Genomic DNA, 12065 nt, shown 5'->3' with positions numbered 1-12065 from the left:
GTGCGCTGCTCAAGCGCACCGCCACCTCAGTTGCGGGAGGCCTGCCGTGCGAGTTGATGAGCAGTCGACGGATCCCATCGATCAGATTCTGGGTGAGTTGCCGGTGCCGACGCCGCTGACCCCCGAGGATGTCCGGCTGGCGGTCCGGGCGGTGGTGGTACACGCGGCCGAGGAGTGGCCCTCCGGGGCGCTGTGCCGCAACGACGGATCCCGGTTCCCCTGCCGTCTGCACCGCTGGGGTCGGCAGGTGCTGCTGAACCACGGGCTCAACGAGCGACAGCTCGACGCCCTCATCCGGCACGGCAACCCGTTCGTACACGTGCCGTTCCCGTTCCTGGTGAACGGACCCAACCCGGGACGTACCCCGGCGGCGCGTCCGCCGGGCGGCGACCGGGCCGCCTCCCACCCAGGGCGGACCGCCGACCGGGCCGCCGGGTATCCGCCACGCCAGGGCCTCGCCGCCGGTTATCCGGCGCGGGGTCCGGTTCCCCGGGTGGCGGCTCCCCCGGTGCGGGCCGGCGCCCGCACCGCCGGTACCGGCCGGCCGGTGGCACCCCCCGCCACCGCGCCGCGCTGGCCACGGGCGAGTTGAGAGGGCTCGCCCGCCGGCGGTACGACGCCGGCCCGGGGTGCGGGTTGGTTTCCCCCGCCTGACCCCGGGCCGGCGTCGCTCCCCTCAGCGGTTACCGGCGGGGATTCCGCAGTTGGGGGCGGCCCAGTAGGTGTTGTTCGTGACGCCGTCGCGGTTGTTCTCCCGCCGCGAGTCGACGTGGACGTGGGTGTTGTGGCCCGACACGCCGGGCCCGATGATGCCGCTGAACCCGTGGTTGCGGGCGGCGCGGGCGATGTCGCACAGCGAACCGTCCCGTGAGATCAGGTCGGCCGCGTTGCCGTAGAGGTGCTGGCTGTTCGACGCGCCGCCCACCTGGTTGTTGCAGGTGCGGCTGCGGAAGCCGCTGGTGACGATGAGCGGCTTGTCGCCGAGGCTCTTGCGCAGCGCCTCCAGCTTCCACATCGTGCGCAGCGCGTTCTGTCGGGTCTGCGCCGTCGTCAGCGGGCCACCGGTCCAGCCGCCCCGGCCGCAGCCGTCGTCCATCTCGGCCCAGTTGAAGTGTCGGGGCGTGCAGTTGTTGTCCTGGAGCTGGTACAGCTTCGCGAAGGTCTGCGGGCCGGCGATCCCGTCGGCGGTGAGACCGTACGCCGACTGGAACCGGCGTACCGCGGCGGCGGTCTTCGGGCCGTACCGGCCGTCGAGTTCCACGATGTCGCGGTTGCCCGCCCAGCCGGCCACCCGTAGTTGCAGCTCACGCACGTCGCTGCCGGAACGCCCCTGGGAGAGGGTGCGCTCCCAGGTGTAACAGGCGTCGGCATGGGCCGCTGGCGCGGCGACCACGGAGGCGATCGCGGCACCCGGCAGAGCCAGGGCGAGGGCGACCAGAACCCGTTTCAAGCTGTGTACGCGCACAGAAGTCCTCCCGATAAGAGCGATTGGGGTGGCGTGCGGGCGTTTGGTCAGGGTGGTCCCGCAGATCCACCCTCGCACCGATCGTGGGTGTTCGTGGCTATTAATGAGAAATGTCCTCACGAATCGGCTTGCCTGGGGACTTGCTGAGAATTGGTCGCTTTTCGCAACCGGGCATTGACCCCCAGTACGACCCAGAAGGCTCTCCGAGGGCGGAACATCGCAGCTGGCCACCGGGGTTGGCGAGGTTCCCTGACCGCAGTGATCCCGGTAACGTCAGCGCGGGTTACGACGGGGAGGCGGCGTGGCGCGCGGTGGCATCTTCTGCGTCGAGGGTCAGTGGCACCGGGATCTCAACGAACGTGGCTCGGTGCTGCCCACCCTCGAACTGCTCGAACGGCTCGGCAAGATCCGCTTCATCCACAAGGACGCCGCCACCCGCGACGAGTTGTTCTACTTCGTCGACCGTTGGCTGCTCAAGCAGTACGCCGACCACCGGTTGGGTTTCTTCGCCATGCACGGCGAGCCGAACCGGCTCTGCCTGACCGACTGGCACTCCGTCGAGCTCACCGAGGTGGCCGAGCGGATGGCCGGGCGCTGCGAGGGACGGCGGCTCTACTTCGGCAGCTGCTCGGTGCTGCGCGCCCCCGAGTCGGCGCTGCGCGAGTTCCTCGCCGTCACCGGTGCGGCGTTGATCTGCGGCTTCACCCGCGAGGTGGACTGGGTCGAGTCCGCCGCGTTCGAGACCGTCCTGCTCGACGTGCTCGCCAACGGTCAGCGGCACAACGCCGCCGAGTTGCGGATGGGGTCGGCGCACTGGGCGCCGTTGGCGTCGTACCTCGGCTTCCGGATCATCTACGCCAACGGCCGGGCCTGGCGGCCGTCGGTGCGACCGAGGGTGCCCAGCCAGTCGACGGCCGGCCGGGCCGGCTGAACCCCGGCACGCGACCGCGCTGCGCACGCCGTATCGCCGGGCCGCTGGTCCGGGCTGGTAGAAACGAGCGATGGCACGCATGATCGCCCGCAATACCCGGGTCGACCGGGACGGCCTCGTCGAATTTCTCCGCCCCCGGCACCGGGTGCTGCTGATGACCACCCGCGCCGACGGCCGACCACAGTCCTCGCCGGTCGCCGCCGGGGTGGACGACGCCGGCCGCCTGGTCATCTCCACCTATCCGGAACGCGCCAAGGTCGCCAACATCCGTCGTGACCCGCGGGTGTCGGCGTGCGTGCTGTCCGACGACTGGAACGGCCCCTGGATGCAGGTCGACGGCACCGCCGAGGTGCTCGACCTGCCCGACGCCCTCGAACCGCTGGTGGAGTACTTCCGCAGCATCTCCGGTGAGCACCCCGACTGGGACGAGTACCGGCAGGCGATGATCCGGCAGGGCAAGTCGCTGATCCGGGTCACCATCACCTCGTGGGGGCCGGTGGCCACCGGTGGATTCCCGGCACGACTGGCCGACTGAGGACGGCGTCCTCGCGTCCGGTGTCGAGCGGCAGACGCGAAACGGGGGTGCGGCCGGGTGGCCGCACCCCCGTTCACGAACAGATCAGGCCCGCGCGGTCGCGTACGCGGCGGTGCCGATCAGCTCCATCGACACCTGGAGACGCTCCAGGCTGATGTTCTTGGCGATGGTGTCCTCCGGGGTGTGGTACGGAGGCTCCAGCAGCGCCGGGGACTCCTCGCCACGCCAGGAGAAGTTGGCGCTGGCGATGCCGACCTCCTGGAAGGACTGGTGGTCGCTGGAGCCGCGCTGGGTCACCGGGGAGATCTGCGGCTCGTAGCCGAGGCGGCGGGCCGCAGCGGCGACCTCGGAGGTGGCCCGGTTGTCCTGGCCGTCGAAGGAGAGCAGCCAGTACTTCGTCGCCGGGTCCCAGCTGGTGGCGACCATGTCGTTCTGGTAGACGGCGAGGATCCGGTCCCGCTCGGCCTGCGGCATCTGGCGGACGTAGTAGCGCGAGCCGATCAGGCCCTGCTCCTCCGAGCCCCACAGGCCGAAGCGGATGGTGGCGTTGGTCGGGATCGCCTTCAGGACCCGACCCAGCTCCATGCAGAGCGCGGTGCCGGAACCGTCGTCGTTGGCGCCCGGGGCACCGATGACGGTGTCGTAGTGCGCGCTGATCATGACGATCGGACCGTTCGCACCCGACCGGCCCTGCCGCTCGGCCAGCACGTTGTTCGAGGTCAGGTTGCGGTGCGCGGTGGTGGCGACGGTGAGGGTGAGCGGACCGGCGGCCAGCAGCTCACGCAGCCGGTGCTTCTGGGACTGCGCAACGCCGAGCACCGGGATCGGCACCGGCGAGTTGGCCGAGCCGGGCAGGGTGGGCGAGAAGGTCCCGGCCAGACGCGGCGGCGCCGCGTCGGCGGCGAGGAGGATCACGCCGGCGGCACCGGCCGCGACGGCGGTGGCGACGACCTGCTCACGCCGGGCCGCGACGTAGTCCACCAGCACGATCTTGCCGCGTACGTCGGCCGGGTAGTCGCTCGCCGCGCCCGCGCGGACGTCGACCACGGCACCGGTGGCGCTGGTGTTCAGCGCCGCGTGGGCGCTCGCACCGGTCTGCCAGTTCAGGTCCGTCGGCAGGCTACGGCCCTGCGCGCTGATCTGGCCGGTGAACTTGTCGGCCACGGTGAACGGCTGCAGGGTGGTGTCGTAGCCCAGCTTGTCGAAGTGGGCGGCGATGTAGTCGGCGGCACGCCGCTCGGACTCGGTGCCACCGATGCGCGGCCCGATGCCCTCGGACAGCTGGACCAGGTGCTCCAGGGCCCGACGCGACGAGATCTGCGCGATGACCTTCCGGTCGTCCGACGTCAGCTTCGGCGCCTGGTGCGAGCCGGGGCGCTGGCCGTCGGCGGCCCACGCCGGCACGGGCAGCGCCACGGTGGCGGCGCCACCGAGGGCGACGGTCAGCACCCGGCGACGATTGAGGAACCCGGACCCGATGGGGTTGGACGATTCGTGCGAGGGTGTCACGGTGTCGTCGAATGAAGACAAGACTGCGCCTCCTGAATTGAGGTCGGAACCGGGCGCAGGGGGTATGCAACCCGGACCAAGGAGGCTTGAATCTAACGCGCGAGCTGCCGTTACTCAAGATCAGGGGTCAGTAGGCAACGGTGAAACGAGAGTTCCGGAATTGCGAATTTTCGATTTCGTCAATGACGGCGACAGCGAGATCCTCATAGCTGAGTGCACATCGCCCGGCCGCGTCGGTAACCGGGTGGTCGGTTCCGATCCGATATCGCCCGGTACGTTCACCCGGATGGAACTCCAGCGGCGGTGGTGAGACGTACGTCCAGCTCACGCCGTCGGCATCTGAACGGTAAATGTCCAGCGCCTCCGCCTGGCCGAGCGCCGAGTCACGGTACTGAGCGGGAAAGTCGGGCTCGTCCAGCAGTCGGCGTCCCGACGGGGACAGCAGGGTCGCCCCGCCGCCAACGTGGATGATCCGGGGCGCGGCCGGCATCTGCCGCAGCCCGGCGAGCAGGGCACGGGCGGCGTCCGGCCAGAGCGTACGGTCGCCGCCGCCGATCGCCACCACGAGCGCGTCCGCTGCCGGCGCCAACTCCCGTACGCTGCGCTCGCTGGTGGCGTCGCCGGTGACCACCCGTACCCCGGCCGGCAGGTAGCTGGTGGCCTCCGGTCGGCGTACCGCGGCCACCACCCGGTGACCCCGGTTGAACGCCTCGGTGACGATCCGCGAACCCGCGGTGCCACCCGCCCCGAACACGACGATGTCGCTCACGATCCCAGGCTAGGGAGCGGGCCGGGTCACCGTCGGCGGAACGCCCGATCCCGGTGACCCGGGTGGCTGCTCAGCCGACCAGCGCCGAGTAGACCAGTTGCCGCAGTTGGGGACGGATCGGCCAGGTGCTCGACGGCATCAGCTGGGTGAAGAACATGGCGGTGATCTGCTCCACCGGGTCGACCCAGAACGCGGTGCTGGCCACGCCGCCCCAGTAGTACTCACCGACGCTGCTCGGCACCCGGCTCGGGATCGGGTCCTCCACCACCGCGAAGCCGAGACCGAAACCGATCCCGTCCAGGGTCGTCTCGGCGAACCCGCCGGTGGACAGGGTGCCCAGATCCCGGCCGCCCGGCAGATGGTTGCGGGTCATGAAGCGCACCGTGCGGGGCGCGAGCAGCCGGGCGCCGTCCAGCTCGCCGCCGCGCAGCAGCATCTGGGTGAAGCGGTGGTAGTCGGCGGCCGACGAGATCAGGCCACCACCGCCGGAGAGCAGCGCGGGCTTCTCGTACGCCAGCGCGCCGAGCGCGTCGTGGCGTACCGCCCGGCCGGTCTTCGGATCCGCGGCGTACAGCGCGGCGAGGCGGGCCGCGTCCGCGCCGTCGACGTACCACCGGGTGTCCTCCATGCCCAGCGGGCGCAGGATGCGCTCGGTGAGGAAGGAGTCCAGGCTCTGCCCGGAGACCACCTCGATCAACCGGCCCAGCACGTCGGTGGCGACCGAGTAACCCCAGGCGGTGCCGGGCTGGAACAGCAGCGGCAGCTCGCCGAAGGCCCGGCAGGCCCCGGCCAGGTCGACGTCCGACGGTGGGTACAGGTCGTAGCCGGCGGCGCGGTACAGGCCGTCGACCACCGAGGTCTGCATGAAGCCGTACGTCAGACCGGCGGTGTGGGTGAGCAGGTGCCAGACCCGGATCGGTTCGACCGCCGCAACGGTGTACGGCTTGAGCGTCGACCCCTTCGAGTAGACCCGCATGTCGGCGAACTCGGGCAGCCACCGCCCGATCTCGTCGGTCAGCTCGAACCGACCCTCCTCCCAGAGGATCATCGCGGCCACCGAGGTGATCGGCTTGGTCATCGAGTAGATCCGCCACAGGGTGTCGGCCTGCACCGCCGCGCCGGACTCCCGGTCGCGCAGCCCGTACGTCGAGCAGTGCGCGACCTCGCCGCGGCGGGTGACCACCACCTGCCAGCCGGCCAACCGGCCGTCGTCGACGTACCTGCCGAAGTGTTCGTCGATCCGGGCCAACCGTGCCGGGTCGAAGCCGACCTGTGCCGGGTCGATGCTGCGCGCGATACTCACCCGGTCGAACCTACCGACCGGTCCCCGCGTCGGGAAGGTGTCTGTCGGTGGGTGTGGTTAGCCTGCGGGAATGCCGGAGCCGATCGAGGGTGTCACCTTTCACGACGAGGACTGGTATGCCGAGGACCTGGGCGACCGGCACTACGTCGACTGCGACTTCCACCGGGTCGACCTGACCGAGGCGACCAGCCGGGGTGCCTCCTTCGCCGGCTGCACCTTCGGCGACGTGCGGTTCAACGTGTCCCGGCACACCGACTCGGCCTTCACCCGCTGCACGTTCGTCCGGTGCAACCTGTTCGAGGCCGAGTTCACCGGCTGCAAGTTCATCGGCAGCACCTTCGACCGCTGCGACCTGCGTCCGCTGACCGTGACCGGCGGCGACTGGTCCTTCGTCACGCTCGCCGGGGCCGACCTGCGCGGCGCCCGTTTCACAGGCGTCCGGATGCGCGAGACGGATCTGGCCGGTGCCGACCTGACCGGGGCGACGGTCAGCGGCAGTGACCTGTCCGGCGCGCAGTGGCGCGGCACCCGGTTGACCCGGGCGGATCTTCGCGGCAGCGACCTGACCGGGCTCGACCCGACGACCGTGCAGCGCACCGGCACCATCGTGGACCTCGGGCAGGCCATGGCGCTGGCGCAGGCGCTCGGGTTCGACGTCCGGGCCTGACGTATCGGGCGCTTCCTATCGACTCGCGTGAAAGGTGTCCGTAATGTCTACGTGAGTCGGCCCCGCATCCGGGTCGCGGATGCCGGTGGGATTCCGGTCCGGCAGAAGTGGAGAGTCGGTGGCCGAGGAACCCAGGCCGGACGGTGCCACCCGGGTCGCTCGCCGGATGGCGCGGGCCCGTCGACGGCGGCGGTACGCGGTGGAGGTCCTCGCCGCCTTCGCCGGGCTGCTGGCCCTGGTCGCGTTCGTCGACAGGTGGTCGGAGCCCGCCGTGGAGGATCCGGCGGAGCCTGACGGCCTGCCGGCGGTGGTCGGTCGACCGACCCTGCCCAGTCCGGTGCCCACCGCCATGGCGGTGCCCGGGCTGCAACCCCGCGAACGGTCACCGAGCCCGAGTCCGAGCCCGAGTCCGAGCGACAGCCCGACCCCGGCGGCCGCGCCGATGACCCTGGCGGTCAGCCAGGCAGACATCCCCGACACGGTGGACCTGACCTCCTCGGGCCGGCGCGACTGGCTGCACTGGGGGTGGGGCGGTGCCGACGTCGCGGTGCGCAAGCGCGACGGTTCCGGCGAGCTGCGTGACCTGGGTGGCAAGGGTGACCGCAGCGGCTGGGACGGCAATCAGGAACTATTCCGGTGGCGCGACGGCGCGCCGGTGAGGTCCGCCGACCCCACACCCGACGGGGTCTACGTCTGCGGCCGGGGCAACGGCTTCGAGTTGGCAGTCGTCGCCGACGGGCAGCCGCGTACCGTCACCGCCTATCTCGGGGTGTGGATGGCCCGGGGTCGACTGGATGTGCGGATGTCCGGTGGCGGGCCGAGTCGGACGGTGCGACTGGAGGAACGGCACACCAGCGCGTCCACCCAGGTCACGGTCCGGTTCCAGGCGCCGAGGGGGACCCGTCTGGCGTTCACGTGGACGGTGGAGGAGACCTTTACTCCGCACTGCGGCAACGTCGGGCTCCAGGCGATGGCGTTGCGGTGAACGCCGGGTCCGGCGGTCGACTCGTCGAATCCCCAGTAGCGTGTGCGGGATGACGACCAACATCCAGGGGGACCGATGAGCACGAGTGAGCAGGTGCTGGACAGCCCGTCGGGCTGGGTTGCCGAGCACATCAACCGGTACGTCGCCACCGACGGCGACGAGGGGCACGAGTGGCAACCGGGTGTCTTCACGCTGCTGCTGACCACGCGGGGCCGACGCAGCGGGAAGCTGCGCCGTACCGCGTTGATCTACGGGCGCGACGGTGAGGCGTACGTGATCGTCGCTTCCCAGGGCGGAGACCCCCGGCACCCGGCGTGGTATCTCAACCTCGAAGCCGACCCGACCGCCCAGGTGCAGGTGGGCGCGGACCGGTTCACCGCCCGGGCGCGGACCGCGACACCGGAGGAGAAGGCCCGGCTCTGGCCGATGATGACCGACATCTGGCCCGCGTACGACGACTACCAGGCGAAGACGGAGCGGGACATTCCGGTGGTGGTGCTGGAGCGCGCTTGAGTTGATCGGCTACCGGGACAGTTTGTCCGTCGCGGCACGGTGAACGGCTCGTACCGTGCTGCTGTCCGGGATACACCGTCCTGAGTGGAGGTTTGGCCGATGCCGAGCAGCAGTACCCTCCGTCCGACCGCGCCCACCGGCGAGCCGGCCGGAGCGGCCATGCGGGAGATCCCGCTGCCGCCGTACGTGACCGCCGAGGATGCACAGTTCGCCGTACGGGCCGTCGTGGTGCACGCGCCCAGGAGATGGTCCGGGGGGACGGTCTGCCGCAACGACGCCAGCCCGCACCCGTGCCGCCTGCACCGGTGGGGCACCCGGGTGCTGGCGCTGCGCGGCCTGCACGACGCCGACATCGCCGCGCTGATCGAGCGCGGCGACCCCGCTGCCCCGCTGCCACCCTCGACGCCGGCCTGAACACTCCCAGGCCTGAGCACTCCAGGCCTGAATCGAACCCGTTGTGGTACCCGCTCGCGGCGGGTTCAAACTCGGCAAATCTATCGGCGGCTGCCTATTTGACGGATGTCCCGGGGAGGGGCAACGTGGGCAGTGGAGGGGGCCCTGAGCTGCCCCGATGCGACGGTGGTTGGTTGCCGTCCGGCGACCGTGCCGGCAGTGGTCAGCCCCGGCCGCCGACGTACCTCCGGCGTGCGGGTGGTGGTGTGATCCGCCCGCGAGGCGACGCAGCCCGCGTCCGCGCCGGAGCCGAGTGAAAGCCAACGAGGAGTCCCACCATGCTCACGATGACCGACAACGCAGTCCTGGTGATCCGTGACCTCGCCGCCCAGCAGGACGTGGGTGAGGGCGGCGGGGTGCGCATCGCCGCCGACACCCAGGCCGGATCGCTCACCGTCGAGCTGGTCGCCGAACCCGTCGAGGGTGACCAGGTGGTCGACACGCAGGGTGCCCGGATCTTCCTCGACTCCGACGCCGCCGACCTGCTCGGCGACGCCTCCGTCGACGCCTCGGTCGACGACGAGGGCATCGTGCAGTTCGGGTTCACCGAGAAGCAGTAGGCCCGCAGCTCAACCGACGCGGCGGGGCTGCCCGCCGCGCGGTGCGCGGCTGCGCGGTGGTGGCGGGCCGGATCGTGGCTCCCCACCCCGGGCCGGCTGATGCAGCGCCGTCAGCACCTGAGCGAGATGGTGCGAGGTGCTCCAGGCCAGCCAGTTCGCCGTCGACCCGGCCCCGGCCACCCGTCGGGCCCGCCGGAAGATCTCGTGGTCGCCCCAGGAGAAGGTCGCCCCGGCCGGCGGCCAGTGCGGTGCCGACACCAGCGCACGGCACAGGTCAGCCACCCGCTGGTCGCCCCGCCCACCCCGCCGCGACCAGCGGTAGATCCACCAGGCGTCGTCGCCGGTGTAGCGGACCGTCGGCAGCCGATCGGCGGAGGAATCCACGTCGGGTACCGCCGACGCCACGCCGTAGTCGCCGAAACCGACGCCGAGGTCGGCCAACCGCTGCCAGAGCAGCCAGTCCCAGCGGCACAACCGCACCGGCTCGTCGGTGGGCAGCCGGGACAGCGCCGGTGGCATGCCCCCGGCCACCACACTCACCGAGCACCAGGCGTGCCGACGCGCCCACTCCAGCGCCCGGCGGGCCCGGGGCTCGACCGCCCGTACGTCGGCGGGACAGCCCACCTCCCCGCAGTCGACAAGCAGATCGCACTGCTCGGGGGCCAGGCGCGCGTACCGCCAGATCCGTTCCACGACCGCGTTGGTGGCGTGCGGGCCGGCCCGGTCCTGGCCGATGCGCAGCCGCACCACGGCCCGCCCGGCGTAGGCCCGAGCCGTGATCCCGTGTGCGACCAGCCGTCGCTCACCGTCGGTCAGGCAGATCACCGGCATCAGCGGTACGCCCCAGCGGGCCAGTTCGGCTTCGGCCCCGTCGGGCAGGGCGCTGACGTCGACGGCCGGCAGCAACCCCGCCGGTAGTCGACCGAGCGAGTCCACCGTCGACACATCTGCTGTGGACAATTGGAAAATCGGAGCGACGAGCGGGACGTGGACGCCGTCGAGGTGACCGAGTGCCTCCAACTCACCGCGCCGGGCGGCGAGCACCGGGCGGTAGACCGGCTCTGTCACCCGGCCTCCGCGGGCGGGCATCATAATTCAATGTAGCCAGCCAATTTCCCAGCTCACAGGGTAAACGGCGGGGAAATACCCGGACCGGTGTCAGCTGTCGGACTATCGTCACCGGGTGCCCGATCCGTTGACCCGCTACCGGTCCGCCGACGAGGACAGCATCCGCTGGCGCGACTTCCCGCTGCGCCCCGGCGACATCGTGATCAGTACGCGGTCCAAGAGCGGTACGACCTGGATGCAGATGATCTGTGCCCTGCTGGTGTTGCGTACCCCCGATCTGCCGGCGCCGCTGACCACGCTCTCACCCTGGCTGGACTGGCTGGTCGAGCCGGCAGATCAGGTGTACGCGCGGCTGGCCGCCCAGCGCCACCGCCGGTTCATCAAGACCCACACCCCACTCGACGGCGTACCGGCCGACCCGCGGGTGCACTATCTCGTGGTGGCCCGCCATCCGCTGGACATGGCCGTCTCCCTGCACCACCAGAGCGGAAACCTCGATCGGGCCCGCCTGGCCGAACTCACCGGCCACCCCGGGCCGCCGGACCCGGACCGACGCCGCCCGTCGGTCGAGGAGGCGCTCGTACGCTGGATCGACGCCGACCCCGACCCGCGCGAGGAGTTGGACTCGCTGCCCGGCGTCCTGTGGCACCTGCGCGACGCCTGGGCACGACGCGACCAGCCCAACGTCCACCTCATCCACTACGACGACCTCCGCGCCGACCTGGCCGGACAGATGCGTCGCCTCGCCGAGACGCTGGATCTCGAACCGCCCGGCCCGGATCTGGTGGAGGCCGCCACCTTCGACCGGATGCGCAGTCGCGCCGACCGGCTCGCCCCGGACCCGGCCGGCGTGTTGAAGGACCGGCAGGCGTTCTTCCGCACCGGCCGCTCCGGCCAGGGCAGCGCCCTGCTCAGCGCCGCCGACCGAGCCCGCTACCACGCGCGGGCCGCCGCACTGGCCCCACCCGACCTCCTCGCCTGGCTGCACCAAGGCCGCTGACCGTGCCGGCGCCACGCGCGTGCTCTCCCACGCTGGCCCCGCTCGGCATGCTCACCTGGCTTCGGTGCGGTCGCTGGCTGGGCGGACCACGCGCTGGCCCTGCTCGGTCTGCTCACTGCGCTGTACTGCGGTCGTTGGCCGGGAGCGTGCTACGCGAGGGCGTGGCGCTGGCTCACTCAACGTTCACCTGGGTCGCGGTCGTCGACCGGGGACGGTTCCGACGCGACCGCGCCCCGCAGGGATTTGTCTGGGGCTGGACGCGGCCCGGTGGGACCGACCGACGAAAAGACGCCTCGGCGCGGCGGGT

14 protein-coding genes are annotated in these 12065 nt (G+C 71.3%); 9 read left to right on the top strand and 5 right to left on the bottom strand.

Features of this window, described 5'->3' with window-relative positions; genetic code table 11:
- The first annotated feature begins 46 nt into the window (after positions 1–46).
- Complete coding sequence (locus JMF97_RS03185) at positions 47–592, top strand: hypothetical protein (RefSeq protein ID WP_203220125.1); 546 nt, start codon at positions 47–49, stop codon at positions 590–592.
- Between the two features lie 84 nt (positions 593–676).
- On the opposite strand, the gene JMF97_RS03180 is transcribed toward JMF97_RS03185, so the two are convergent.
- Positions 677–1465: a D-Ala-D-Ala carboxypeptidase family metallohydrolase gene (locus tag JMF97_RS03180; protein WP_203220124.1), complete on the bottom strand. Its 789-nt coding sequence runs from the start codon at positions 1463–1465 to the stop codon at positions 677–679.
- Between the two features lie 301 nt (positions 1466–1766).
- On the opposite strand from JMF97_RS03180, the gene JMF97_RS03175 reads away from it, so the two are divergent.
- Both JMF97_RS03175 and JMF97_RS03170 read left to right on the top strand, forming a co-directional pair.
- A complete protein-coding gene (locus JMF97_RS03175) occupies positions 1767–2396 on the top strand; it encodes a DUF6642 family protein (RefSeq protein ID WP_013731830.1) in 630 nt (209 codons plus the stop codon).
- 70 nt (positions 2397–2466) lie between these two features.
- On the top strand, positions 2467–2931 hold the full coding sequence (locus JMF97_RS03170; RefSeq protein ID WP_203220123.1) for a PPOX class F420-dependent oxidoreductase: 465 nt from the start codon (positions 2467–2469) through the stop codon (positions 2929–2931).
- 84 nt (positions 2932–3015) lie between these two features.
- Here JMF97_RS03170 and JMF97_RS03165 read toward each other — a convergent pair whose 3' ends face one another.
- The 3 genes from JMF97_RS03165 to JMF97_RS03155 all read right to left on the bottom strand — a co-directional run bounded on the left by JMF97_RS03165 (position 3016) and on the right by JMF97_RS03155 (position 6512).
- Entirely contained in the window at positions 3016–4461 is a 1446-nt protein-coding gene (locus JMF97_RS03165; protein WP_238358510.1) for a M28 family peptidase, read from the bottom strand.
- Between the two features lie 106 nt (positions 4462–4567).
- Positions 4568–5209 carry an NAD(P)-dependent oxidoreductase gene (locus tag JMF97_RS03160; protein ID WP_203220122.1) on the bottom strand — a complete coding sequence of 214 codons (642 nt, stop codon included), beginning with the start codon at positions 5207–5209 and terminating at the stop codon, positions 4568–4570.
- A gap of 70 nt (positions 5210–5279) precedes the next feature.
- Entirely contained in the window at positions 5280–6512 is a 1233-nt protein-coding gene (locus JMF97_RS03155; RefSeq protein ID WP_203220121.1) for a serine hydrolase domain-containing protein, read from the bottom strand.
- A 70-nt stretch (positions 6513–6582) separates the two neighbouring features.
- Here JMF97_RS03155 and JMF97_RS03150 point away from each other — a divergent pair, with 70 nt between their 5' ends.
- The 5 genes from JMF97_RS03150 (at position 6583) to JMF97_RS03130 (ending at position 9690) form a co-directional block, all read left to right on the top strand.
- A complete protein-coding gene (locus tag JMF97_RS03150) occupies positions 6583–7179 on the top strand; it encodes a pentapeptide repeat-containing protein (RefSeq protein ID WP_203220120.1) in 597 nt (198 codons plus the stop codon).
- A 118-nt stretch (positions 7180–7297) separates the two neighbouring features.
- Positions 7298–8164, top strand: coding sequence for a hypothetical protein (locus tag JMF97_RS03145; RefSeq protein ID WP_203220119.1), 867 nt, complete (start codon positions 7298–7300; stop codon positions 8162–8164).
- A gap of 75 nt (positions 8165–8239) precedes the next feature.
- Complete coding sequence (locus JMF97_RS03140; protein ID WP_203220118.1) at positions 8240–8677, top strand: nitroreductase family deazaflavin-dependent oxidoreductase; 438 nt, start codon at positions 8240–8242, stop codon at positions 8675–8677.
- Positions 8678–8776: 99 nt separating this feature from the next.
- Entirely contained in the window at positions 8777–9091 is a 315-nt protein-coding gene (locus JMF97_RS03135) for a hypothetical protein (RefSeq protein WP_013731839.1), read from the top strand.
- A 317-nt stretch (positions 9092–9408) separates the two neighbouring features.
- Positions 9409–9690 carry an adhesin gene (locus JMF97_RS03130; protein ID WP_203220117.1) on the top strand — a complete coding sequence of 94 codons (282 nt, stop codon included), beginning with the start codon at positions 9409–9411 and terminating at the stop codon, positions 9688–9690.
- A 9-nt stretch (positions 9691–9699) separates the two neighbouring features.
- Here the strand turns inward: JMF97_RS03130 and JMF97_RS03125 are convergent, their stop codons facing one another.
- Positions 9700–10758, bottom strand: a complete 1059-nt coding sequence (locus tag JMF97_RS03125; protein ID WP_412101290.1) for a beta family protein — start codon at positions 10756–10758, stop codon at positions 9700–9702.
- A 115-nt stretch (positions 10759–10873) separates the two neighbouring features.
- On the opposite strand from JMF97_RS03125, the gene JMF97_RS03120 reads away from it, so the two are divergent.
- Positions 10874–11758, top strand: a complete 885-nt coding sequence (locus JMF97_RS03120; protein WP_203220115.1) for a sulfotransferase domain-containing protein — start codon at positions 10874–10876, stop codon at positions 11756–11758.
- Positions 11759–12065: the final 307 nt, after the last annotated feature.

Source organism: Micromonospora fiedleri (assembly GCF_016774385.1).
Taxonomy (GTDB): domain Bacteria; phylum Actinomycetota; class Actinomycetes; order Mycobacteriales; family Micromonosporaceae; genus Micromonospora; species Micromonospora gifhornensis.
Note: the sequence above shows the minus strand (reverse complement) of the source record. Positions and strands in the feature narration are given on the sequence as shown.

Bases quoted from the DNA above. Each gene is read 5' to 3' on its own strand.
- JMF97_RS03140 (WP_203220118.1), top strand. From the start codon at position 8,240: ATGAGCACGAGTGAGCAGGTGCTGGACAGCCCGTCGGGCTGGGTTGCC.
- JMF97_RS03135 (WP_013731839.1), top strand. From the start codon at position 8,777: ATGCCGAGCAGCAGTACCCTCCGTCCGACCGCGCCCACCGGCGAGCCG.
- JMF97_RS03150 (WP_203220120.1), top strand. From the start codon at position 6,583: ATGCCGGAGCCGATCGAGGGTGTCACCTTTCACGACGAGGACTGGTAT.
- JMF97_RS03130 (WP_203220117.1), top strand. From the start codon at position 9,409: ATGCTCACGATGACCGACAACGCAGTCCTGGTGATCCGTGACCTCGCC.
- JMF97_RS03170 (WP_203220123.1), top strand. From the start codon at position 2,467: ATGGCACGCATGATCGCCCGCAATACCCGGGTCGACCGGGACGGCCTC.